Source organism: Paraburkholderia sediminicola (assembly GCF_902859805.1).
In the GTDB taxonomy this organism is placed as follows: domain Bacteria; phylum Pseudomonadota; class Gammaproteobacteria; order Burkholderiales; family Burkholderiaceae; genus Paraburkholderia; species Paraburkholderia sediminicola.
The window spans coordinates 21,510-46,245 of sequence record NZ_CADIKC010000014.1; the positions used below are offsets into that span (position 1 = coordinate 21,510).

Annotated in this window: 22 protein-coding genes and 1 pseudogene; 2 read left to right on the plus strand and 21 right to left on the minus strand. The window is 60.5% G+C overall.

Translation table 11 applies throughout. From position 1 onward, the window contains the following. The first annotated feature begins 855 nt into the window (after positions 1-855). Positions 856-1,512, plus strand: a complete 657-nt coding sequence (locus tag R8871_RS33265) for a TetR/AcrR family transcriptional regulator (protein WP_175054194.1) — start codon at positions 856-858, stop codon at positions 1,510-1,512. Between the two features lie 309 nt (positions 1,513-1,821). Then, on the plus strand, positions 1,822-2,478 hold the full coding sequence (locus R8871_RS33270) for a recombinase family protein (RefSeq protein ID WP_281370268.1): 657 nt from the start codon (positions 1,822-1,824) through the stop codon (positions 2,476-2,478). Positions 2,479-2,515: 37 nt separating this feature from the next. On the opposite strand, the gene R8871_RS33275 is transcribed toward R8871_RS33270, so the two are convergent. From R8871_RS33275 to R8871_RS33375, 21 genes and pseudogenes are all read right to left on the minus strand, one after another. Continuing rightward, positions 2,516-4,468, minus strand: a complete 1,953-nt coding sequence (locus R8871_RS33275; RefSeq protein WP_322789531.1) for a sigma-54-dependent Fis family transcriptional regulator — start codon at positions 4,466-4,468, stop codon at positions 2,516-2,518. 315 nt (positions 4,469-4,783) lie between these two features. Next, the gene (locus R8871_RS33280) at positions 4,784-6,109 is read right to left on the minus strand and encodes an Nramp family divalent metal transporter (protein WP_175054197.1); all 1,326 of its coding nucleotides are present in this window, start codon (positions 6,107-6,109) and stop codon (positions 4,784-4,786) included. A 63-nt stretch (positions 6,110-6,172) separates the two neighbouring features. Further along, on the minus strand, positions 6,173-6,379 hold the full coding sequence (locus R8871_RS33285; RefSeq protein WP_175054198.1) for a hypothetical protein: 207 nt from the start codon (positions 6,377-6,379) through the stop codon (positions 6,173-6,175). Between the two features lie 99 nt (positions 6,380-6,478). After that, positions 6,479-8,116: a molecular chaperone GroEL gene (gene groEL, locus R8871_RS33290; protein ID WP_175054199.1), complete on the minus strand. Its 1,638-nt coding sequence runs from the start codon at positions 8,114-8,116 to the stop codon at positions 6,479-6,481. A gap of 42 nt (positions 8,117-8,158) precedes the next feature. Next, the gene (locus R8871_RS33295) at positions 8,159-9,043 is read right to left on the minus strand and encodes an iron-sulfur cluster assembly protein (RefSeq protein WP_175054200.1); all 885 of its coding nucleotides are present in this window, start codon (positions 9,041-9,043) and stop codon (positions 8,159-8,161) included. Next, entirely contained in the window at positions 9,040-10,065 is a 1,026-nt protein-coding gene (locus tag R8871_RS33300) for an amidohydrolase family protein (protein WP_175054201.1), read from the minus strand. Before R8871_RS33300 ends, R8871_RS33295 begins: the two co-directional genes overlap by 4 nt. 81 nt (positions 10,066-10,146) lie before the next feature. Continuing rightward, on the minus strand, positions 10,147-10,500 hold the full coding sequence (locus R8871_RS33305) for an MmoB/DmpM family protein (RefSeq protein WP_175054202.1): 354 nt from the start codon (positions 10,498-10,500) through the stop codon (positions 10,147-10,149). A 44-nt stretch (positions 10,501-10,544) separates the two neighbouring features. Continuing rightward, on the minus strand, positions 10,545-11,627 hold the full coding sequence (locus tag R8871_RS33310; RefSeq protein WP_175054203.1) for an aromatic/alkene monooxygenase hydroxylase subunit beta: 1,083 nt from the start codon (positions 11,625-11,627) through the stop codon (positions 10,545-10,547). A 60-nt stretch (positions 11,628-11,687) separates the two neighbouring features. Further along, a complete protein-coding gene (locus R8871_RS33315; protein WP_246287931.1) occupies positions 11,688-12,770 on the minus strand; it encodes an NADH:ubiquinone reductase (Na(+)-transporting) subunit F in 1,083 nt (360 codons plus the stop codon). 57 nt (positions 12,771-12,827) lie between these two features. Then, positions 12,828-14,498: an aromatic/alkene/methane monooxygenase hydroxylase/oxygenase subunit alpha gene (locus R8871_RS33320; protein ID WP_175054204.1), complete on the minus strand. Its 1,671-nt coding sequence runs from the start codon at positions 14,496-14,498 to the stop codon at positions 12,828-12,830. A gap of 459 nt (positions 14,499-14,957) precedes the next feature. After that, positions 14,958-15,161 (minus strand): hypothetical protein, encoded by a 204-nt coding sequence (locus tag R8871_RS33325; RefSeq protein WP_175054205.1) that lies wholly within the window; start codon positions 15,159-15,161, stop codon positions 14,958-14,960. A gap of 40 nt (positions 15,162-15,201) precedes the next feature. Continuing rightward, positions 15,202-16,296, minus strand: coding sequence for a WD40 repeat domain-containing protein (locus tag R8871_RS33330; RefSeq protein ID WP_175054206.1), 1,095 nt, complete (start codon positions 16,294-16,296; stop codon positions 15,202-15,204). Next, positions 16,293-17,315, minus strand: a complete 1,023-nt coding sequence (locus R8871_RS33335) for a CobW family GTP-binding protein (RefSeq protein WP_175054207.1) — start codon at positions 17,313-17,315, stop codon at positions 16,293-16,295. The genes R8871_RS33330 and R8871_RS33335 overlap by 4 nt, the downstream gene beginning before the upstream one ends. Then, entirely contained in the window at positions 17,312-17,617 is a 306-nt protein-coding gene (locus R8871_RS33340; RefSeq protein WP_175054208.1) for a hypothetical protein, read from the minus strand. Before R8871_RS33340 ends, R8871_RS33335 begins: the two co-directional genes overlap by 4 nt. 36 nt (positions 17,618-17,653) lie before the next feature. Beyond that, on the minus strand, positions 17,654-18,697 hold the full coding sequence (locus tag R8871_RS33345; RefSeq protein WP_175054209.1) for an NAD(P)-dependent alcohol dehydrogenase: 1,044 nt from the start codon (positions 18,695-18,697) through the stop codon (positions 17,654-17,656). Between the two features lie 653 nt (positions 18,698-19,350). Next, positions 19,351-20,367 carry an IS110 family RNA-guided transposase gene (locus R8871_RS33350; RefSeq protein ID WP_175054210.1) on the minus strand — a complete coding sequence of 339 codons (1,017 nt, stop codon included), beginning with the start codon at positions 20,365-20,367 and terminating at the stop codon, positions 19,351-19,353. A gap of 314 nt (positions 20,368-20,681) precedes the next feature. Then, a pseudogene (locus R8871_RS33355) lies at positions 20,682-20,903 on the minus strand (IS110 family transposase); the annotation flags it as partial. Positions 20,904-22,878: 1,975 nt separating this feature from the next. Beyond that, the gene (locus R8871_RS33360; RefSeq protein ID WP_175054211.1) at positions 22,879-23,349 is read right to left on the minus strand and encodes a 3'-5' exonuclease family protein; all 471 of its coding nucleotides are present in this window, start codon (positions 23,347-23,349) and stop codon (positions 22,879-22,881) included. Between the two features lie 2 nt (positions 23,350-23,351). Further along, on the minus strand, positions 23,352-23,930 hold the full coding sequence (locus tag R8871_RS33365) for a hypothetical protein (RefSeq protein ID WP_175054212.1): 579 nt from the start codon (positions 23,928-23,930) through the stop codon (positions 23,352-23,354). Between the two features lie 187 nt (positions 23,931-24,117). Next, positions 24,118-24,291 carry a hypothetical protein gene (locus R8871_RS33370; RefSeq protein ID WP_175054213.1) on the minus strand — a complete coding sequence of 58 codons (174 nt, stop codon included), beginning with the start codon at positions 24,289-24,291 and terminating at the stop codon, positions 24,118-24,120. Further along, positions 24,288-24,671: a hypothetical protein gene (locus R8871_RS33375; RefSeq protein WP_175054214.1), complete on the minus strand. Its 384-nt coding sequence runs from the start codon at positions 24,669-24,671 to the stop codon at positions 24,288-24,290. Before R8871_RS33375 ends, R8871_RS33370 begins: the two co-directional genes overlap by 4 nt. Positions 24,672-24,736: the final 65 nt, after the last annotated feature.

The following is a 24,736-nucleotide window of genomic DNA, read 5'->3' on the forward strand; positions in this document are numbered from 1 at the left end:
GCCCGCTTGATGTAGCGCGAAAGTGCCAGACGACGAGGAACACCGCAATACCAACGGCGCTCGCGATTCCAATGCTTCGTTTCACTATGCCCCCTCGTCACAAAGGTCTCGTTACATATGCCACTGTCTGGCGGGTCGATGGCGCACTCAAACCGTCAAGGCACGAAGCGGTAAGCTCGGCCTGCCGCCCCGCCGTTATTGGCCGAATCCGTCTACCGTGGATTGACATTCCGCGCGCATCGCCGGCCCACGAGGAGCAGGAGGAAAAACGCGCCAAGCTCCATCGTCATGTTGGAAGAAAAAGATCTTCAGTGACTGCGTCGGGCCGCACAACTGCCCGAGCACGCAACGCCTTTGGTTGGCGTTCGCTCGCCCGTATCGGGTCAGATGAAGAGGAGCGGCAGACGTCGGCCCCAGCCACTTGTCGATAACCCAGCGCAACGATTGCTCGCGAGATCCCATTTCCTGCTCCTCAACATCACCTCGGCCCCCAGCCAAGTCGGCCGGCCGAACCTCGACGTGCCGGACGTGGCGTCCTGAACCCCGAATAAGCTGCATATCAACACCGTCGTTTGACGCAATACTATCCGTCTATTGACTGAATGCTAGCCGTCAATTGACGTAATTTCAATGTGAAATTAGCTAGGGAAAATGCTAATCGATGCTTCGCTGTCAGGCAGAAGCTAGGCTAAGCTGTGGGTGAGCTGGCTTCCCGGCTTTATGTGGCGGGGATTTTGAAGTATTATGAATCCGTCAGCTGACGGCATTTATATGGTGCTCGGGCGGATATCGCCCATCGCGGGCGCATGTACCGTGCGAATTTGCAGCCGTCCCACCATGGAGACTGAGTACAGAATGCGAGAAATATCCATCACGTCTGCGCAGGTCCTGGGCATACCGTCCGAAGATTCGCCGAAGCGTCGAGGAAGGGCCACCCGAATACCTGAAATCCTTGAAGTGTCGATCCGCGTCTTTGCGATCCACGGCAACGCGGGATTCACGCAACGTCGGATCGCCAATGATGTCGGGATCCATCTTCGGAGCCTGCAGCATTACTTCAGTACACGGGAAGAACTGCTGAGAGCCACTGTTGAGGAAGTGGCCAGACGTTACCTTCAGCGGTACCGTACGATCGTCAAGGATAAGTTGCGGCCGCCGGAGGCTCGACTCGATGCTGTCGTCGATGAGATATTTACGACGCTAACGGCGACTACCAATATCCTGAGCGCTTTTGCGCTCGAAGCGTGGAGCTTGGCAGAGCGCGATGAGTTTGTGCGCGAGCTCCTTGTAAACACGACTCGGGAGTTCCAGGAAATGTTTGCGGGGCTGGTTGGGGAGATCAATCCGACGATGACAACGGGGGAATGTACTCTGCGCGGAGCATTGCTCGTCTCTCATCTGCAAGGGCTGATCGTCTATATTCGCCGCGCAGGTGAAAACCCACTTGATATGCACGCGTTCCAGCATGCCACCAAAGTCGCTTGGAAGGCTCTCAGCAAAGCCCCGGAATAGTTCCGGTGCAGCACACGCATCGGGCTTCGCATCCAAGCGAGTGAAGTGTCACATTCGGCGTCTACACGTGGTTGCTCTCAGACGCGCACGAACCGGGAAGGCTTCGCCCTAGTTCACACAACACCCGCAACCGCCAACACGCGATTTGACTGAGAGCTTCCGCAAGCCCAAACCGACGCCAGAAAACGGCGAAAGCGCGGTTGCAAAATCCAGCAAAAAATCGCATTTTTAACATCCTTCGAAATCGCGTTTCGTGGCCATTCACAGGTGGCGGGGCTGGGCACCAGAATCGGAGGGGGTTTTGAGCATGTGTGCGGCGGTCGATACCCGCGTGTCCACACCCCGGACCAATCCACCGACCGGCAACGGCGGGAATTGCGCAACTACGCGAAAGCCCGCGGCTGGAAGATCGTGCGAGAGATGCAGGAAACCGTCAGCGGCGCGTCACACAAGCGGCCGCTGCGCGAAGATGTCATGCAACTGGCGCGCACCCGCGCCGTCGATGTGATCCTGGTCGGGGCCCCGGACCGTTGGGGCCTCAGCGTGCAGGACCTGATCCTGACAATGGCGGAACTGGAAGCGCTTGGAGTGGCCTTCGTGGTACCTTGCCAGATCGACATGAGCACACCAGTGGGCCGGATGCAGGCGCATTTGCTCTCGGCGGTCGCGGAATTCGAAAGGGAGCTTATTCGGGAACGTGTCCGCTCGGGCTTGGCCAATTCGCGCTCCAGGGGCAAGCGCCTCGGCCGGCCCAACGCGACACCGCGCCTGGTGAACAAGGGCTTGTCGCTGATCAGGCAAGGAATGACCTACCAGCAAGCAGCCGAGCAATCGGGGGGAGCATTTCTACGCTACTGCGTGCCCGCAGGAAAGACACGGCCACGTGACAGTCGAAAAAGTCGGTCGATGACGCCAGCCCCCGGAATGGTTCACTCTCCGACTTCCAAGCTGCTATTAGTCAGCTAACGCTTTATCCAGCCGCGTCCTTCCGTCTGCGCAAACCTCATCCCCTGCCCGCTGGTTTGACGATACCTTCCAGTCGGTAAAGCTCGATCTTGCGATAGAGCGTGCTGCGCGAAACGCCCAGGGCGCGTGCGGCCTGCGCAAGGTTGCCGTGCGCATTGTGTACGGCGCGTGCAATGGCAATACGCTCCGTTTCCTCGAGACTCGCGCCCTCGTCCCGCAGCGAAGGCAGGACCCCGGACGTCGAGATTTCATCGAGCAACTCGGCAGGCAAATCGTCGAGCGACACAGCGGGCTCGCTGGACGTCAAAAGCATATTCTCGATCACGTTGCGCATTTCCCTTACGTTGCCGGGCCACGAATAGGCGCGCAGGACTGCCAGGATCTCGGCGCTCAGTTGTCGTTCGGGCACACCGTGGCGCAAGGCAAGCTTCCGGTTAAAGTGCTCGACGAGCAGATCGATATCAATGTCCCGCTCACGCAGCGGCGGAATACGTATACGCGTAACACTGATCCGGTAATACAGATCACGGCGAAAGCGACCGGACTCGACCTCTACGCGCAGGTTGCGGTTGGTCATCGCCAACAGGCGCACATCGACGCGGCGCGGCTGCGTGTCGCCAAGCCGGTAGATGATCCCCTCTTCCAGCACACGCAACAGAACGGGCTGAAGTTCGAGCGGCATCTCACCAATCTCGTCGAGACAAAGCGTCCCGCCATGCGCCAGTTCAAAACGGCCGGCCCGCCCTTCGTTTGTCGCGCCGGTAAAGGCGCCGCGTACGTGACCAAACAACTCGCTGGCAATCAGTTCTTTTGACGCCGCACCGCAGTTATACGCGACAAACGGGCCGGCGCCTCCTTCTTCACCATGAATCGCGCGCGCGAAGAGTTCCTTGCCAACCCCTGTTTCACCCTCGATCAGCACCGGTACGCGCCTGCTGGCAAGCTGGTGCCCGCGATTGACGGCGGCCAGCATCGCCGCGCTTTGCCCCTGAATTTGCGCGAAGCAGTTGCGCTGAGGATCCGCTTCTCCGTTGCGCTCCGCGACCCGCGCAGTGACGGGCCGGGTTCGTGTGGGCACGACCAGCATCGCCCCAATCGTGATGCCGTCAACGACGACAGGGTTGAACCATTCGGCGTTCAACCCCTCGGGCAAATGTCGCGCCCAGTCTTCCACCGCAGAGGTCTCTCCCATCCCCGGGAAACGCTCGCCGATGGCGACCGGCAAAGTGACTCTGCCTGTGGTGTGCACAAGGCGGCCACTACGATCTATGGCAACCATCCCGGTTGCATGCGACGAAGACATCCGCTGCAGGCAGAAAGCCAACAAACGCATATGCTCGCGAGCGGCCTGCTCGGCGAGCACCATTTCAATTTGCCGCGCAGCGGTCACGGCCAACGTGAGGTTATTGATCTGATAGGTGGTAGGCGGTCCGGAGATATCAAGTACACCGATCACTGCGCCGGTGCCCGGCTCGCAGATCGGCGCTGCCGCGCAACTCCACGACTTGATGCCTTCACAGAAATGCTCCGAAGCATGGATATAAGTGGGCTCACGGGTTGCAAGCGCGGTGCCGATACCATTGGTGCCCGCGCTGCCCTCGCCCCAGTCGCCGCCAATCGTCAAATGGATTTTTTCGCCTGCCGCCTGCGTGCGCAAGTCGCCGGCCGCTTTAAGGATTACGCCGTCCTGGTTCGTGAGCAGCAGGATTGAATGTGAATCGGCGAAAAGGTCCGCCGTGACAGCGAACAGGCGTTCGGCTGCTGCCAGCAGGTCGCGATGGCGCCAGAGCAGTGCCGCAACTGCGTCACCGTGCACCGCGATCGGCGCCGAAACCGCAGTCGGGCTGACGCCGGACTGCAAGCTACGCTGCCACGAGTCGATGAGCGCCGGGGGAGCAGACGTCGAAGGCTCGCCCGCCAGAAAGCGCTCCCATGCGAGCATCGTGCCCCGGTCGGAATGACGGAGGTTCGCGCGCTGCGCGTTGGCCACGATACCACGCATCGCGGCCTGATCACCTAGACCCAACATGCTGCCAAGCTGATGTCTCCTCGCCACAACTTTCCTCCAGGGCGATGGGTTAACGCGGAGCCGGGCTCTGCGGCTGGCTTCGTCTTGACTAGCTAGAATGTCATGGCTAGGCGCATCCTGTGGACGTCTATTTTTCGAACCCAGCAGCTAACGCGCGGTCAGTATATGCCTCAATTTTCAACAAGTCCTTTGGGGGAAACACGGTCAGTGCGCTGGATCGCATCCCTTAGCCAGCCGCCCCAGCCCCTTTTTTTAATCCCTTTGTCAGCTGGTTTGTCAGCCAGTCAGACCGGGAATACCAACACCAAATGTCTGCAGCACTAGCACGACGTTAAACCCTAAAACCGTCAGCGCGGCCAACGTCGCGATGACCGTCATCGAGGCGCGATTCGTGTAACCGCCCATCACCGCATCGCAACGCGTGAACCACAGCAAGGCTGCCATCGGAAACGGTAGCGCAAGACTCAATACCACCTGGCTCAAGATAAGCGCATGCGTCGCGTCGACACCAAGCGCCACCACGGCGAAAGCTGGCAACATTGTGACGGCCCTGCGCACCCAGAGCGGAATTCGAAAACCGACAAACCCCTGCATGATCATCTGGCCCGCCATCGTGCCCACCACGGAACTGGATATGCCCGAAGCGATCAGCGACAACAGAAAGATGCCTGCCGCGCCAACACCAAGTAGCGGCGCAAGCGTGTGATACGCCTCTTCGATTTCCGCGACCTCGGGACGACCGTGATGAAATGCACTCGCAGCCATGATGACCATGGCCATATTGATGACTCCGGCGATGCTCAGCGCGATAACCACTTCGATGTTTGAAAAATTCAGCAGCGTCCTGCGCTCCTTCACGGTCCGAGCGAACACGCGATTCTGCGTGAGTCCAGAATGCAGGAACAGCGTATGTGGCATAACCGTTGCGCCGACGATACCGACCGAGATTGTCAACGCATCCTTGTCTGGCAATCGTGGCGAAAACGTATGGAGCAGCACCTCCGGCCAGACCACCGGCGCGATGAACAGCTCGGCCAGATAGGACAGACCAATGATGCCCACCAGTGCGCCGATAGCCAGTTCAAGGGGCCGAAACCCAGCGCTCTCGAACAACAGCAGGCCATACGTTACCAACGCCGTGATCGTCATACCCGCCAGCAACGGCAGGTGAAATAGCAACGCGAGCCCGATCGCTCCGCCAAGAAACTCAGCTAGATCAGTGGCCATTGCTGCGATCTCGCTCCCCCCCCACATTAACAGCACAATCGGCTTCGGGAACCGTTCGCGGCACAATTGCGCGAGGTTTTTTCCGGTGACGATCCCGAGTTTCGCCGACATCACCTGAAACAGCATGGCTACAAGGTTCGCCAGCAACACCACCCACAGCAACGCGTAACCGTATCTGGCACCCGCCTGAATATTCGTCGCGAAATTGCCGGGGTCCATATAGGCAACGGAAACGACGACCGCCGGACCCGCAAACGGCAGCAGATTCAACGCACCGCGGCGGCGTCCTTCCAGTACCTCGCGCGCAGCGAGCGCCGCACGTGCGGTTCTTACCCCTGAATTCGCCAGGCCGGTTGGCCGAACACGATCATCCATGCGTGCGCTCCCCTTTTTCCCCCAATTCGCAGCAGCGGCCGCCCGGACAGGCATGCATGACGATCACGCGATTGCTTTAATGATCGCACCTGCGACGCTGTGCAAAAATGGAGCGATCGTTGCGCTTACATCGTTCATCAGGATAGACATCCCACATAGTGTGATGCTCCAACCCACTGTGACCCTGAACAGGCGCGTCGAAGGCATCGCGCCAAGATGCCGGACTGTCATCGTGACCACGCCGAAGTGGCGGCCGGTTCCAGTTACCATCGTTTGTCTCCCTCTAGCGGCGGCCGCCCGTTCGTGCCGTCAGCGGCCTTGCTGTGCCGGCCCGTGAATACGGAGGCCGGCCATGTCAATCTCACGCGTCTATGGCCGGCCGAGCAGTTCGGCGCCTGCGCCCAGCGCCGGTCCGGCGGTCGGATCGATCGTCTCCAGCTTCTTGGCGATCAGCGTCTGGGTGGTGAGAATCAGCCCTGCCACCGATGCCGCATTGCGCACCGCGCTGTAGCTGACCTTGACCGGATCGATGATGCCGGCCTCGACGAGATCGACGAATGCGCCGTTACGTGCGTCGAGACCCATGCCGGGCTTTGTCCGCACCGCCTCGCTTACGATGGCCGCGCCGTCGAGGCCGCAATTCGTCGCGATGTGAAAGAGCGGCTTCGCCAACGCGCGCTGCAAGAGCCGTGCGCCTTGCTGCACGCTGCCGTGGCTGCGGGCAATGACGCCCTCCAGTTCGGACGCAACGCGCAACAAGGCCATGCCGCCGCCCGGCACGACGCCTTCGGCAATCGCCGCGCGCGCCGCGTGAATCGCGTCGTCGATCAGATGCAGTCGACGCTTCTGTTCGACCGGCGTCGCGCCACCCGCGAGAATCAGCGCGGTGCCGCCCGACAGTTTGGCGAGGCGCACCTGAAACTTGTCGCGCTCGACATTCTCCGGCGCCATTTCATACTGGCGCGCCACCTGCTGACGGCGCGCCGCCACCGCCGCCGGATCGCCGCCGCCCGCCGTGATGATGGTCTGGTTCGACGAAATGCGGACCTGCCGCGCGCTACCGAGGTCGCGCAACTCAGTGGCTTCCAGCTTGCCGCCCAGGTCGCGGGCAACGACCTTGCCGCCTGTGACGATTGCGATGTCCTCGAGCATCGCCTTGCGCCAGTGTCCGTACTCCGGCGGATGAATCGCCGCCACAGGCATGCCGCCGTTGTCCCGCCATGCGAGCAGGGTCATGACACAGGCCGGCGCCACCTCCTCGGCAATGATCAGCAGCGGACGTTTACTCCGGGTCGCCAATGCCTGAAGCGCTGCGACTTCTTCCTGCGCTTGCAGCCGCTGGTCGGTCATCAGAATGAGCGGATTATCCAGCACCACCTGCATTCTCTCGATGTCCGTCACCATGTGGTGCGACAGGTAGCCGCGATCGAAAGCCATCCCGTCCACCACCTCCAGACGCGTTTCGACGGTGGTGCCGTATTCCACATCGACGATCCCATCGGCGCCCACCCGTTCCAATGCTTCGGCCACCAGCTTTCCTGTGAATTCGTCGTTGGCTGCCACCACTGCCACGGCGCGCACTTCGTCACCGCTGCGCAGGGGCGTCGCCGCGCGCTTGAGCGCGTCGATTGCTTCGCTGACCGCCAGTTCCAGACCTTGCACCAGTTCGACAGGGTTGGCGCCTTGCGCGAGGCAGGCGAGGCCGTCCTGCACCAGTGCGTCGGCCAGGACGGTCGCGGTGGTCGTGCCGTCCCCGGCAACTTCGTTGGTCTGCCTGGATACTTCGCGGACGACTTGCGCACCGATATTCTCGAATGGATCTTCGAGTTCGATCTCGCTGGCAATGCTGACACCGTCGCGCGAGATGATCGGCGTGCCGATTGGCCGGTCGATGATCGCGTTCATTCCGCGTGGACCGAGCGTGCCTCGCACTGCCTTGGCCAGTTTCGCAACGCCTCGACCCAGCGCCATGCGCGCGTCGTCGTCATGCAGCATGATATTCGGCATGATCCTGCTCCTCCTGATCCAGTTAGTTCGGATTGCTGTTTTTTACTCTGCCGCGCTGCGTGTCTCGCATGCTGGCGCGTACGTACCGCCGGGCTTCGAACCGCCAGTGCGGAAGAAATGCACCGGTTTGATCTCGACCGCCGGCGTCGCCGGGGTGCAGCTTTCGCCATAACGGGCAGCCAGAAGACCGCGGCATAGCGCGCCGTTGAATTCGGCATTGACGCCGACCCTTCGCAACGCGCGCAGGTATGCACCGAGCTCGTCAGGATTCAACGGTGCGCCTTGGGTGTCGATAAACGCCGGTTCATCCGTCTGCGCTGCTTCGTCAATGCCGCGCCCCACTACGAAACGCCGCTCGCGATATCGCGCGACGAGGCGCTGGGTTTTTCCGTCGTCCGTGCTCGCGCTTGCAAGCGCCGAGAGCTGCGCCATGGTCAGGCGCACCAGCGTCGCAGGCTCGTTGCCTTGCGCCAGCAGGCAGCTTAGAAGCGCTTCCTGTCGCCGCTGAAAAGCCTTGACGAGAAAAATGCGCCGCACGTCCTCCACATCGCCACTCGCTTCGCTGCCAAAGGTTTGCTGGAACGACCGTCCGGCGGCGACACCCCGATTGATCTCGGTGGCATACATATGCTCGTCGAGTGTGATCGCGATGTCCGTCACCCATGGCAAGGCCGCTAACGCCTCGCGCATGTCGTCGGCCATCAGGTAGGCGAAGTTGGCCGCGCACCAGTAGGTCGGCAGGCGGAAGCCGACCGACACGCAGCCGCCGTCGACCTCCACTGCGGTGACGAAACCCAACTCCGTCACCGGCTCATCGAGTTCCGGATCGTCGACCGAATCCAGCCGGGACCAGACCTCGGCGACCCGGTCGGAAGCGCTCTTCGACACGATGACAGCCGGTGCCTGCTCAGCGCGCACGGTGCTCATGCGCTGACCGCGGCCGGTTGCCGGACGTCCTCCAGCCGCGCCTTCTGCGCCTCGACGTCGATGCCGTACAACCGCGCCGCATTGAGCCCAAGGATCTTCTTCTTGGCCGTCAGCGACAACTGCACGCCGGTTTCCTTACTCACCGACTCGGGCAGCTCGAAGGCCATGAACTTCTCGATCAGCCATTTCGGCGACCAGATGCCATAGTCGCTGCCGTAGAGGAGCTTGTCCTCGCCGATCCAGAACAGCAGTTCCGAGATCACATGCGCGAAGTAATCAGGCCGCGTATGGATGAACGGCAGCACCACGGCGAGACCACCGTAGACATTCGTCTCCTGGGTCGCGATCCAGCAGAAATCGTCGAGCCGTGGCAAGCCACAGTGCTCAACGATGAAATTCAGGTTCTGAAAGCTGGTGGCGGCGTCGTCGACATCGGCCACGTCGAACGCGTCGCGATTCAGCGGCAGAATCGTCGGTCCCTTGTGAACGTGAATGTTCTTGATGCCCAGCTTCTCGCAGCGTTCGAAATAACGCCGCACGCCGGGGTCGGACAGCTTGTAGCCCTTGCTGTCGCCGCGCCATTCCGCCGTGTAAAGCTTGACGCCCTGAATCTTGTAGAGGGACGCAAGCTCCTCGAGACGATCGAGTCCTGCTTCCCCATCGCGCGGATCGAATGCGCCGTTGACGATAAAGCGGTTCGGATACTTCTGCTTCAGCACGTAGTTGGCTTCGGTCGTGTTGAAGCCGTTCTTGTAGAAGTCCGTCAGGTAGGTTGGCTGACAGATCGCCATGTCATCGTAACCCGTGACGAACAGGTCGTTGTACATCGCTTCTTCGCCGTACTTGTCGAACTTCTCCTTCGGCCACAAATACTCCTTGGGGCTCAGGTTCGAGTGATACGCGTAGAAGCAGTCAATGAATTGCTGACCGTGCACGTTTTTAAGGTTGGCCTTGCTGCCGTCCCATAGATGAACGTGTCCGTCGATGATGAAGATTTCCTCACCGTCCGTGGTTCGATACATGGCATTCGTCTCCTTGGTTGCATGGGCGGCCCGGCGCCCTTGAGAGCGCCCGGCCGCCCGATTAGCTGGCGGCGTGTTCGCTCACTCGTAAGCCATCGCATCGTCCATATTGCCGAACAGCACCACCGTCTCGTCGTCGATCATCACCATCCGCCCGTAGTGGGTCGAAGTGGAAATCTCGAACAGATGCGGCGTCATCTCGCGACCGAGCACTTCGCTGATCTCGCCCATCTTGAACTCGATCTTGCCCTGCCCGTCGATACGGATCATCGCGGGCAGATAGGTCACCGTGATACCGGGTTTGGCGGACATCAGTTCGGCAATCGCCCTGGCCTCGACACTGTCGTTCATCGTCACGCCGCATTGATGCGAAATGGTCTGCTCGAAGCGGACGTCCTTCATGGACTTGAAAATATTGTCGGTATGCACTGTCATTGCGTACTCCTCTTGGCGGTTGGTTCGATTGGTTCGAGAAGCGCTCACGCGCGGATCGACGACGGAAAGTGAACGCCGATTTCTCTCGCGATCATCTCCGCCCGCTCTATCGAACTGTTCAGACAGTCGTTGAAATGGGCCGTCTTCACATGCGGAATCGACCAGATCGACTGCAACTGCTTTGCTGCCGCTGAGGCCAGCGCGCCGTGCTTTTCCAGCCACTCGCCGAACAGCTTGCGATTGGGTTCGCCGTGCTGCGGGTCGTTAGCGAGCATATGGAACAGTTCGACGGCGTTGGCCAGATTGCGCTCATAGTCGCCTTCCGCCGCAGACACGACGGTCGGAGTCAGAAAATCGTTTTGCGAGGCAGCGACCTGCATGATAAATCCGCTGCGAAACAGATCCGCCACGAGCGGCTCGAATACGACGTTCACGGCGAAGTACTTCTCGAGAAAATCAGTCGCGCCGCCGATGGTCTCGATCGCCCTGCGCGTGTCCTGCCAGATTGGGTCGGTAAGCCAATGCTGCTTGCCGGCGTCGAGGTCGAGATTGGGCAGGTCCAACGCGATCTCGCCCAAATAAAGCGTCAGGTCCTGAGCAAAGCGCAGCTTGTACGACGCGTTCGTGAGGATGGCGCTATTGATCATCTGGGTGTAGCCGTAGCGTTGCGCATGCATCGTGGCCGTGCCCAAGCCGAACTCCGCATGCTTGTATGCGCCCAGATGCTGTTCCAGCACCTTGATCCAGGTCTTGTCGAAGCGCTTTACCGCCCCTGAGCGCCGCGCGTTCTGGATCGCACCCGTGATCATGCCGACAATGGTCGACTGACGCTGGTAATGGGTGCGCTCCCACTCTTCGTCCACAGCGCGGAACTGATGCCAGTCCGAGCTTTTGGCAGCCGTCCATGTTTTCGAATACGTTGGCGTGCCGTCAGCGAATGCGAGAATCCAGTCTTGCAGCAGATAACGATTCGGGTCCGGCTGTACATCCACGGTCATGTCTTCGTAGTGGCTCGCCTTGCGTCCCTTCGGCTCGAAGTAGTTGTACTTGCGGCTGTCCCAGCCGGAAAACTGGGCCGCGCCGGCCGCGCCCGACTTCACTGGCGACTGTTCTGTCAACGTACTCATGTTAGTCCTCCTTTGTGTTTCGGTTATAGGCACTTCGAATAGGCTTTCTGCCAGCTTCGATCAGCGAACCGCCTGCGTGAACTTGTCGAAATAGAGCCGCTCGGGCGCGACACCCGCCATCTGAAGAACCGGCATCACCGCCTCGATCATCGGGGTAGGACCGCATGTGTAGGCGTCGATCTCGCCAGCGAGCGCCTCCTTGCGCAAGGTGCGGCTGAGTACTTCGTGGATGAAGCCGGTCTCGCCCGTCCAGCCGTCATCCGGGTCGGCATTTGAGAGCGCCGGAATAAAGCGGAAATCCGGCAGTTTTTCTTCCAGCTCCGCGAACTCGTCGAGATAGAACAGATCACGACGACTGCGCGCGCCGTAGAAAAAACGGATCGGTCGCTCCTCACCGCTTTGCACGTGATCGCTGAGGATCGACCACAGCGGCGACATCCCGGACCCTCCGCCCACCAGCACCATCGGTCCAGGTTGGTCCTCGCGCCGGAAACAGGTACCATACGGCCCCTTCGCGACCAGCCTGTCGCCAGGGCTCAGACCACCGTCCAGTTGCGACGAAAACGCACCGTTGGGGTACTTCCTGATGATGAATTTCAGCGTCGATTCGCCGTCAGGCCTATTCGCCATCGAGAAAGATCGCGTGATGCCCGCTCCCGGAATCGTCAGGTCGACGTACTGCCCGGCCCCAAAGCGCAGCGGCCTCGACAACCTCACTTCCAGCAGCCTGATGTCGTGCGTGAGCGCGGTGATCTTCGTGAGCGTCGCATCATATTCGCTCACCGCAATCGAGCGGCGCATCAGGTCCTCGTCATAGTTCAGCAGCTCGACTGTCAGATCGCTATAGGCGAGCGTGCGGCAGAGCAGGATATGGCCGGATTCGCGTTCGTAGTCGGGCAGCGCGAACGTCGAGTATTTCTTGAGTTCGACCTCGCCTTCGACCAGCAGCGACTTGCAGCTGCTGCACTGCCCCTCCTTGCATCCATGCATCACTGCAATGCCCTGGCGAAATGCGGCATCGAGCACTGTCTCGCCTTCGGCCACCGACATCTGCACACCGACCGGCTCGAAGTAAACGGTATGGAATATTTTGTCGTCGCCTGTGTCCGCCATCTCGCGCCTCGTCTCTTGCGTGTCGCTCATCTTGTGCTCCTGATCCGTCCGGTGGCGATTCAGGCGCCGCCGGATCGGATGCCTTTCTCAATTCACCGGATTGATCTTGAAGCCTGCGCGATATTCCGCGATGTGTTTCTCGCGCTGTTCCGGCGTCATGCCCCGTAACAAGACGAGTGGGCTCTGGATCGTGTGGCCACGCACATGGTCGAGCGTCCACATCTGCCTGTCGTCAAAGCGTAGATGCGGTTGCGGCACGAGCGTCTTGCCGTCGCCGCGCACGAAGCCGAGATCCTTGATGCAATCGGCCAGATCCCAGCCGTGGTAGCACTCTTCCCATTGACGACGCCCGCTGAAGCGCCCCATTGCTGGAGTCGGTCTGCCTTCGTATTCCTCCGCGAACGCCACCTTATGCGTCCAGCGGCACAGCTCCGAGCAATACGTGTACAGTTGGCCGTTGACCTCGTCGACCACGAAGTCTTCACGGATTAGACAGGGCACCAGACAGCTCCAGCAACGGTGCGGATACACATAGCCGTTTTCCTGATCGAACAGCATGTTGGTTTCGCCCGGCACGCTCTTCTTCGCATACCACTTCCAGAAGTCGCCGAATTCCGCGTACCAGCCGGGGTACTTGTGTTCGAACCATTCGAAGTCTTTTTCGGTCTGCGCTTCGATGCGCCAGAAGTTGACAGGCCAGCCCACGGAGAAGAACTGCGCGACCTTGTGGACATAGTTTTTCTTGACAATGCGATCCCAAGCGGCGGCAACGTCGTCGTGGTGAATCTTGATGCCGTACTTTTCCAGCGGCAGCATGTAGGTGCGGTAGTAATCCTCGTAGATCCACCGGTGCCACAACTCGGCGTACGATTCCTTGTTCTTGTCGCGGTCCGTGGTGCCGTACTCGATGAACGTGCCAATAGCGGCGTCGACGATTGCGTGGTTCTGCCAGAACGCATAGCGCAGGTCGCGCTCGAGCAGCAGATGGTTGTCCGGATCGTTGATGATCGACATCACCAGCGAGTGGCCATTGCCGATATGGCGGCTTTCGTCCGACTGCACCGAAAGGAACACAGTTGGCAATGCGTAGTCGCCGTTGCGGGCGGCTTCCGACGGCATCGCGACAAACAGCGTATTCGTGAACGCCGTTTCCGCCACCACTTGCAGAAACACGTTGGCCGCCGTGACCGCATCGCCGGTGAGGAACCCCTCGGCGAACTGACGGCCGATCGTGGTGGCATAGCACTTGCCAAACGCCGCTTCAGTAATATCGAACCCGGCCGGATCGATATAGTTTTCCATGTACCACTTTTTCAGGTTCATCTGGATCGTGGAGTGCCGGAACTCGTCGACCATCTGCATCGTAAAACCGGTGCGTAACTCTTCACCGGGTGCGAGCCGGCCGAGCATCGCCATCGAACGCGCCGCCGAAATCTCGGGGAACGGAATGATGGCGAGGAACAGCTTCATCCATTCCACCCAGCGAGGCTGGACATTGCGGAACATGTCGCCGCGCAATGCCGCGTCGAGTGCGCCGTAGACGCGGTTGTCCTTTTCCTCCTGCATCGGAAAATAAGAGCGCAGCACCTGTTTCATCGGGTCACGTGGCGCCTTACTGATCTTGTAGTCCGTCGGGAAGGTCATGGCCTCCTGGACATAACTCGGAGTCCAGCCGAGATCGGCAACGCGGCGTGCCGCTTCGCCAATGCTGATCCCGCGCTGGGACGTGATCTTGTTGAGCGTTAATCCATCAGACATTGAGCTCTCCTAGTTCCATTTCGATAACTGTCGCAATGCGACGCTTCGGGCAGGGCCGGCTACCGCCAGGACCAGAGTCAACAACACGGGCGGGCCGTCTCGTTAGCAAGCGAAAAGTTCGGGAGAAGGAACGGAAGGACAAGCCCGCCGGGCCGGTCTTCATGATCGTGTCTCCTACTGTTTTCGTTTCGCGTTTTGTGACGTCGACGCTTTCGGTTTGACCTGCACTGATAGAGCGATAAGCGTGCCAAAGGAAGTCCTTTATTCCGCGCCAAGCCTGGTAACGAGCAAGGGCTTGCGGTAAAAATTCTTGCAGTGCGCCATGTTGTGTTCTGCGACAAATCCGTCTCAAGACGCTGTCCGATATTGGGACGTTTGAATCGAGAGATGGACGCCGGATCGAATGCCTATATTTATTCGGATACCTTATTTTCTACGACGAATAGCGCGGCTGCGCTGCTATGTTGCGACGCTGCCGTGGTTTTCACTCGTAAGAATCACGCTTCGAGCGGCGCCGTCTGGCTCTTTTCCTTCAGCAACAAAACGTGCCGTTAGAATTAGCGCGCCCAGTGCGAAGTCCTTGCCGTACACTTCGATCATCTCGTCTGCCACGGCGCCAAGGCGCTCGAAAAACTGCTCTTTGGGTGTGTGTCCATTATTCATGGTTGTCTCCGTTTTGACATGTGATGGGAGAATGGCCCGTTTATCCACGGCGTCCGAAGCGGAACAGCTCGTCCGGCAGAAACACCAGCGCCAGCTCGCCCGCCTCGGTTCCCAGAGCGAGCCGTCCACCGTCCGGCGACCAGGCCATCGCGCTGACCGCGCTGTTGCCGGAACCCTTGATGAACAGAATGTCGCTACTGCCTGGCTGACACAGCAACACCGCACCGCTGTGATAACCCACTGCAATCAGCGGATGAGCCGGATGGCAGGCCACCCGGCTTACCGGCGCCTTGCCGGGAACGCCGCATTCGTGTGGCTCATCGTTCGCGCCGGGCGGATCGAAGCGCCAGCACACTGCGCGCATGCCGCCGCTGGTGGCAAGAAAGCGGCCGTCAGCGGAAAACGATAACGAGCGCGGCTGCCCGGGATAGCCGCCCATCTCGATGTCTGCTCCGTCGGGCAGCCGCCAGCCATGCAGCGCGTTCTCCTCCATACCGCTCACGAGATAGCGGCCATCAGGGCTCCACGCCACGTTACGGTGATAGCCCGGCCACGCAAGCTGACGCTCCCGGAGCGTGTCGGCCGCCCAAAGCGTGACGCCACCATGATGCGAGATCGCCAGTTGTGTACCAGCCGTGTCGAAAGCCAGCGATGTTGCGGATCCGGGCAGCATCAGGCACGCGGGTTTGGCCCCAAGCCAATGAACCCGGTGGCCGCTTGCATAGGCTCGACCACCCGCCTGGCTGGTGGCCACGTGGTCGATCCATGCGCCGGCCGCGTGCGCGACGAGTTCGCTCGTGCCATCGCGGCGCAGATGGACAAGACGGCCGTCATCACCACCGCTTACGAATCCGCCCGCAGGGTCGGAGGCGAGGGCCAGGCACGTGCCCTCATGCACGCTGAAGCGTGCGAGCGGCGCGGGTGGCGCTTGCGCCTGCACGACCTCGACGCCGCCGCTCTCGCGTGGTTTGAGTCGAGGGCCGCCGTCCCAGACACCGGTGGCGAGCGCAAGCGTACCGTCGCCGAGGGCGAATCCAGCAGTTTGCCCCGCCGTGTCCCACACGACTTCGACGACGGACGCGTCGGTGACCCAACACGCCCCAAGCAGTTCGATCAGAACGGGGGGCGCGTTCATGAGTCGATCTCGCAGTACCGGATGCTCTCCCGCAACTCGCGCCGGTCGAGATTGCGGCCGATAAACACCAGGCGGCTGTCACGGTGTTCGCCGGCTCGCCAGGGCCGGTCGAAATCCGTATCCATCGTCGTGTGCACGCCCTGAAACACGAAGCGATGCTCCGATCCGGCGAGATCGACGATACCTTTTGCACGCAACAGGTTCTGGCCTTGCTCGACCACCAACTGCTGCAACCAGGAGAGAAAGCGCGTACGTTCGAGCGGGCGCTCGACGCGCAGCGATACGCTATCGATACCGTGGCTATGGCGACCCTGTTTGACGGGGGCGCCTGCGCGAAGCGGCACGTAGTGGTAAGTCCGCTCGCCGCGTGATGATTCACCGGCCTCACCCGCCGATGTGGCAAGCGCCATGCGCGTGAGATCGAACGCCCCGCGATCGAGCAGCGCGGCAAGCGATATTTCGCAACGCACGCTGGTCCGCCATTCCACAGTCGGGTTGATGCGCCGCACGGCGTCCTGAACCGAAGCGAGACCGGCCGGATCGACGAGGTCGATCTTGTTGATCAGTACGATGTCGGCCTGCGCGAGTTGCTCCGCGGCCTCGCGGCTGTCTGCGAGGCGCGCCTGCAAATGCGCAGCATCGGCCACGCAGATTATGCTGTCGAGCCGCGTGCGCTGCCGGATCTCATCATCGATAAAGAAGGTTTGCACTACCGGCGCGGGGTCAGCCAGACCGGAAGTTTCAATCAGGATCCCGTCGAAGCCAACCTTACGCTTGACCAGGGCCGCCACCACGCGAATCAGATCGCCGCGCACCTTGCAACAGACACAGCCGTTGTTCAATTCGATGACCTCGTCTTCCGCGCCGACGACAAGACCACCGTCAATGCCGATCGCGCCGAATTCGTTGACGATCACCGCATAGCGCCGGCCTTGCTGCTCGCGCAGAATACGATTGAGCAGCGTGGTCTTGCCAGCGCCTAGAAAGCCGGTGAGCACCGTAACCGGAATCCGATTCATTGCCAGCCCCCTTGTGTCTCAGACGACGCTCGACTGTCCAATCGGGCCAGCTCGTTCGCAAGCCGCTCCCGCTCGGATTCGATCGCCCGCAGCGCGCTTTCGACCTCGCCGAGGCGCTCGCGCAATTGCTCGATATGCGACGTTCCTTCTGGAGAGACACCGTCGCGCGCCTCGCAAGCCAGTTCGATCTCCGCGCCCGCGCGTCTGCTTTCTCCACGCAAGTGGCGGGAATTGACTTCGGTCAGTGCAATAACCAGACGCATGCGCTCGAAAAGCGAGGCTGCGTCACGCTCCACAGTCACGGCAATCTCCACGTCAAGGTCCGTCCGTCGAGGCGTCTACGGAATCAGCACCGCCCGGCCCTTGACCTGGCCGTGGTGCAGATCCTTGAGTGCCTGGTTCGCCTCGCTCAGACGGTATTCCCGTGTCGACAGATGGACGAGGCCACGGTCGGCGAGCGCCATCAGTTCCACGAGTTCGGGATAGGTGCCGACCAGGTTGCCGACGATGGTCTTCTCGCTGGTGATCATGTCGATGGTCGGCAACTCGATCTTTCCGCCATAGCCAACGATGTAGTAGAAACCCGCGTTGCGCGTCATGGCGAGGCCCTTTGCGATTGCGTCGCCTTCGCCGACAAAATCGATTACCGCTTCGGCGCCGTTGCCGCCTGTCAGCTCGAGTACGCGCTCGACTTCATGACCATCGCCCTTGACCGTGTGATGCGCGCCGCAATCCTTCGCAAGCTGCAGCGCGACATCGGAGCGGTCGACCACGATGATCTCAGCCGCGCAAAGCGCGTTAAGGACCTGAATGCCGATATGCCCCAGACCACCGGCGCCGATCACGACGGCAAATTGACCGGGGAGCAAATGGCGCGATGCTTTTTTTGCAGCGCGGTACGCGGTCAAGCCGGCGTCGGTATACGGTGCAACGTCCTTCGGCGCGAGCGATTTCGGCAACTGGATCAGCGAGCGTTCGCCCGTCAGCAGATATTGCGCGTAGCCGCCGTTGGCATTGATGCCGGGAAACCGGCTGTCCGTGGCATGCATATCGTCGCCACGCCGGCAGGCGAGGCAATGTCCGCTCGTCACGAGGGGATGGCAGATGACCGGGTCGCCCACTTTGACACTCTCCACACCACGGCCCACCTCTTCGACCCAGCCGGCGTTTTCATGGCCCATGATATAAGGCAATGCGACATCGACCTTGAAGCGCCAGATGCCTTCCACGACGTGCAGATCGGTGCGGCACACACCGGCGCCACCAATCCGGACGATTACATCGGTGGGCCGCACGATCTTTGGATCATCGACATCTTCGTAGCGCACGAATTCTTCGCGAGTCAAAGACTCGTCGTACTGATGCAGCACAGCAGCTTTCACTTTTACGTCTCCTCTGTTTATGTATGGCGACGAAATGCACGAGCCCTAGGACGAGCGTTTTTGCGCGCGGCGAACACTGCTCAGGCAATGTCCATGCCAAAGGCGACGAAAATGACCAAGCCGTCCTCCGTCGATGAGCAGGCATGAAGAAGAGGAGTTGTCTGCAGCGGCGAACTGGCACGCGTGCGGGCCTGATGTCGCAAAATCGGACGTTTAATGAGGATGAGAGTTGAAACGGTGTCTGAAAATGGGACGCGTCGAGCTGGCAGATCCCGTGTGCGTCTTCGGGGCGCTGTCAACTTGCTCAATTGGTTGTATATGAACGCGTCCCGATTGCGCCAGTGTTTCGTGTGTTCCGACATCGACAGGATGGGTTGCAGCTGTATACATGGCCTCGTCCCGTTTGCCAAACAATCTGTTCTACAGCGAGCAGGTGCGAGATTGCATATATACATTCGGCCTTTCTGTGGCACGCATGTGCCTGGCCCCAATGGATTTCGCCCGGCCACTCCTACTTATATCCACGGCTTCGAGAGCCCTAAGACTGCGCAGGTTTTGTCGCCGACGGTCCGACCTGTTTGCCATTGAATCAGATCATTTGTGCAACCAGTGAAGAGGTAAAGCGATTGCCGGCATGCGATCACGTGCTCCGTTCATGCCGGTGGTGCGTACTCCAGACCTCGTGCGAGCAGTACCCAGATTGTCCTGGCGATCTTGTTGGCAAGTGCCACGACCGCGATGTTTGTTCCGCGCCTCGCCTGAACCTCCAGTATCCATCGAGACAGGGTATCCGTATGCTTTATCGCCTGCTGAACTACGGATCTCGCGCCGTGTACCAGAAGCATTCGCAGATAGCCATTACCGCGCTTCGTGATACCGGACAGGCGATCCTTGCCGCCCGAGGAATGCTGGCGTGGGGTCAAGCCCAGCCATGCTGCAAACTGTCTCCCATTTGAGAATTCTGTGGCACTTCCCGCTGCGGCGATGACAGCGGTTGCGATCAGCGGCCCGACGCCGCGAATTTTCTCCAGTCGCTGACTGGCAGGGGATGCCTTGTGTACTTGATGGATCAACTCATCGTACCGGGAGATCTGCTTATCCAGCAGTACGAGTCGCTCGTACATATCGCGCATCATTGATCGACTCAGTTCGGTCAGCTCATTGTGTTCGTCGTCAATAATCGCCGGAAGCTGTTGCCGTACTTTCAATGCCGTTTGTGCAATGACCACACCGTATTCGGCCAGCAGGCCACGTATCTGGTTGATTTGCGCGATACGGTCACGCATGAGCAGGCTGCGGATTCGGTGCATGGACTGGATATCCTGCTGCTGAACGCTATTGACCGCAACGTAGCGCATGGTCGGACGAGATGCAGCCTCGACGATCGCCTCCGCATCGTTGCGATCGTTCTTCTGGGATTTGACGAACGGTTTGACGAATCGAGGCGCAATGATCTGCACATGGTGCCCCATCGCCGAGAACCGCCGCGCCCAGTAATGCGCTCCTCCACAGGCCTCCATCACGATTCGGCAACAGGGGAGACTGACAATGGATTCCAGAAGCTTGTTGCGGCTGACTCGCCGACTCAACAATGGGTGACCGCGTTCGTCCACGCCGTACAGCTGGAAAACGTTTTTGGCGAGGTCAATGCTCAGCAACGCGACTTTCATGACGGCCTCCGTTCAGTCGTGGACCAGGAATCGCCCATACTGCCATGTCTCCCAGCAATGAGCGTTCATGTATCGAAGGTGGGACGAGGCCATTCCACTATATCCGGCCTTGTTGCAGCCGATACCGCCGCTGCGGGCCCCGATGAAATCCGCCGACTCACACCTCATTGCGGGTACGAGCTCGAAGCTCGGCAACCAGTTCAGGTTTAGTGAGTCCCGGTCCGACCTGTCTTGTCATCTCACGCGATTGCCAACGCAACTTTTCGACATCCACCCTGTGTTAAACGTTAATCTTCTACGTTTCGGACGGCCGCTCAGACGGGCTTCATGCTCACGTACCCTTTTTCATACGATCGGTCATGAGCGAGCACCGCCCAGATAGTCCGCGCCATCTTGTTCGCCAAAGCAGTCACCACCACGTTGGGTGGTCGCCGTTTTTTCATCTGCTCAACCCACGGACCAGGCTCCTTCGCGCGCGTCAGCACGGCCCGCGCGCCGTGGATCAGTAGCGTGCGCAGGTAGGTGTCGCCCCTCTGATATGCCTTATTTTGTGGGGCCAAACTACAGTCTTACATTAGCGTAATATATGGACACGATTAGCGGTTTCTAAGGACTTCAACAGTAACGGCCCTCAATAAGTGACGTCGCTTCGCAAGTGGACCGGCGCCTCGAAATGCTTCCCCGTATGCTGACCGCAGGAGAAATCTTTTCTACCGCAACGCGAACTCACTGCCCGATGCGACTGACGAGGCGAAGAACGACACCGCCCTGACCAACATCCACACAAGGGGATGTTCAACGCCCCCGATGTAACATACAAAGTGCCGTACTGTATGGCGTTTTTGATCTGCGCACTGAGATGGGCACCTTCCGAAGATCAAAAAAAGGACCTCTGGTATTTGCACGTGCGGCCGCTTCAAGCGAATGCACCTGTCGGGCTCCTCTACAACCGCATTAGCCGAATTAGCGGACACGCCAAACGCGTTAGCAAAATCAACGGACATCCGAGCGTGCGTGCGTTGCTGAAACACAACGCCTAGAAAAGCGTGCGAAACCGCCGCTATGCCTTATTTCGCGGGGTCAAAATACAGTCTTACGTTAGCGTAATCTATGGACACGATTAGCAGTTACTACGAACGTCAACAGTTGCTTAAGGAATTCTTGCGCCAACACGCTTCTGCGCTCCTCGTCCGATCGCAAACTCCGACGCTGCCGCGCACCACAACAGTTGGTGCGCCGTCGGGCGCCGTGGCCTGCGCGGACAAGGACGAAAGGGACGATTTTTCGCCCTCCGTCAGTTTTGATAACTGCTAATAGCAAAACCGCATTTAATAGCCACAATTTGTCGAGGTATCAACGAATGTCCGCAAAGGAAGGGCATGAAAGCCGCAACTATCGCCCCCTTCATTTTCCTGCTCCACCCCATTGGTCAGACGGTGATAACCCGCGTTATCGCCGCAACCCGTCGGGCCAGTCTGGATAGCCGCACGACAGGGCAATAGCCTATGGCCCTCGTTGGACATATTCAGAGGTCCACACATTTCCGGCCGGCAAGCATGGGAACCGAATTTTTTCGAGCTCGTGCACGGTCGAGTGCGACCATCCTGGCATGCAATAGCACGATGCTAATTGTGCTTCAACGACACACAGCGCTTAACTGCTGTCTGTCGGCCGCACACGGCATGAAGTCATCGAACGAGGTGGTCGAAATCTGCCGCTTCGCTACGCGAAGCGGCTGCCAGCACCAGATCAGCGATCGCGTGCATGATTCGCGGCGTATACGGGACCGGCTGTGTGTGCAATTTCTGGTTCGTCGACTCGCGACGTCCAGTCAAACATGCCTGCATCGCTGGGCAGCGCCCTCACCCCGCGAGCGTAATCGGGTTGCCTTGGCCTGCAAAAGGTCCGTTTCCGCCCCCTCGCCTGTCCCTGCCGCAGATTGCAGGCTTAAGGTCATCTTGCAGCCGCGACAGCGCAAAGGAACGTCTCGGCGGAGTCGATCGCGTCGCTCGTGGTCATGTCCGGAACCGGTTTGATCATTCTGACCCGACACCTCGCTTTTGATGAAGCGCAGTACTTTTCCGGGTTCAGCACGTAGGACATCGGCCCTTCACATCGCCGCAACGAAAATGCTGCTTCGCCTGAGCAGCGTCCTGATTCAGGGATTGAGCGTAGCGGCAGAGGCGCGCGCCGTCGCGACTAAAGCGGCGCCCCGATGGCGGCGCCTCCAGCGCCGAACCCGCGAAACTATGGAATGCTCAGAATTCGTCCGTCCCGCGCCGGAATTCCGAAGCCCGGACAAGGTCCAGTGGAATGAACAACATCGATTCCTGTGTGCGAGCGCCACTTCGAACGAGTTCGCGCGACTCCTCCTGATACCGCCGCTTGGCCGCGCGAAGGATCTCGTCTTCAAGTGCATTGTCGGTCCGTTTTTCCATGAGGCACCTGGCGTCAGTGGCGCGCAACCGACTGGCCACGCGGATTCATTGCAGGCGAAAGCACGCAGGCTGTTTACGGCGTGTCTGGCGAGGGGGCGCGATCCATCATCGCATGGCGGTTTGCGCGCGCATCCACCAGCGCATGATGCCGGCCGTGATGCTCGCGGTAGTAATCCTCCTGGCGTCCCGGATCGAGTAGCTGACCCACGTGGTACGCCTGCCATCCTGCAGGCGGCCCATCGACCAGATCGCACAGCAGTTCCCAGTCACCGAAGTAATCGAAGCACAGCACACGTTCGGGTTCGTCCGCGAACTGGTCAAGCCACGCGACGAGTGCCGCGCGTAGCGTCTCGCGCGTAAATACGCGGTCAGGATATTGGCCGAGCTGGGACAGTACCGCCGCACGCACGAATTCACTGCAGCTCGTGCGATCGAAATCCGATCGCTCGCCGTAGAACTCGCGACCATCGTCGGCCACGAGCGCAACGCTCACGAGGTCGCACCCGATGAAATTGCTAAATTCCGTGTCGACAAAAACGCGCATGTTCAGGCTCCTGATGCCGGTTCGCGGGCCTGTTCCAGCTCGTCCAGGGCCGCGCTGAGCGTACGCTTCATGCTCCGCAGAAAGGCCTCCCAGCCCTCCCACGTGAGCGCCACGCGCCCGCTGTCGTCGTGCCGGGCAAAGTCTTCCGGCGACGCGTCGAGCCAGTGCCGCAGCGCGGCGCGCAGCTCCACGGGCGCGGCGTCGAGATACAGCACCGGTTCGTCGTGCAGTTCGCTGATCGGCGTGCGGGCGGCCATGCCCTCCCGCAACGCATGCGCCGCATCATGCGGGCCGCCCTGCCCCTCGCTGCCGGCATCGAGCTGCGCGCCCATCCAGTCGAGAAAGCGGCCCCACACCGCCCAGGTGATGCCCATCCGGCCACGGTCGTCAAAGCGCAGCGCACACGCGGCTGAATCCCGGAGCAGCAGATCGTCGTGCAGCAGCAGCCAGCGCGCGAGCGCGTCTTCGAGTTCGTACGGCACATGCCTGAACAGCAGCACCTTTTCTCCGGCCAGCTCGCACGCCGGCACGCCGGCAGCGAGGCCGAACGTGAACGCCCGGAACTTGTCCTGGAATGCCATGCTGTCGCTGCCTTTTCAGTTCAGAACCGTCTGTTGTGCCGGCGCTGAAGCTCGCTCAACCCGCGTCCTCATGAAATGAGCCGGACAGCGCCCCGGTTCCGGCTACGGGTCCGGCCGGCACCAGATGAAAAGCGCACCTTCACCCGCGCGGAAACCGGCCGTGCAGCCAGTCGGACCCGTCCCACGCCTACGCGCACTCGCCCCGGCCGTCGATCACCGGACAGGCCGACCCGCGCAGCGCCACGCGAAACGCGTCCTGCCACCGCGCGGGAATCTCACCCAGACACACGTAATACGGGCGGCCCCCCTGCGCATGCACGGGCACGGCCTGCCGCAGCGCGAGGCGTTCGGCGCCGGTCATGCAGTGCTGCCCAGTTCGTTAAGGCGCGCATGAAAGGCAATCCTGTGACCGCCGGCGGGCGCGGTGTCGCCCTCGCGCCAGTCCGGCATGCTCACGTGACCATGCCGCGCACCGGCCGCAAACATGCGCCCGGCCAGCTCGCACGGGTCAACGCATGCGATGGTCACGCCATCCTCGAACGTGCCGATGAGCAGGCCGCGTGCGGGATCAAACCGGACGTGTGCGGCCTTCACCGGTTGCGCGTCGCAGGTGGGCGTGCAGGTGAACTTGCAGGCTGCCGCGCAGGCCTGCGTCATGTCGTCGACCGACACGGGCTGGTCCGGCTGGCCGATGATCCCCTTGAGCGACTGGATGGGATGGCTGTCCGGTCTGTGGGTCACAGTTCACCTCCTCCGACTGGATGCAGCCGGTCTGGTGGGCCGCCCCTGGTAAAGGGGGGCGGCAG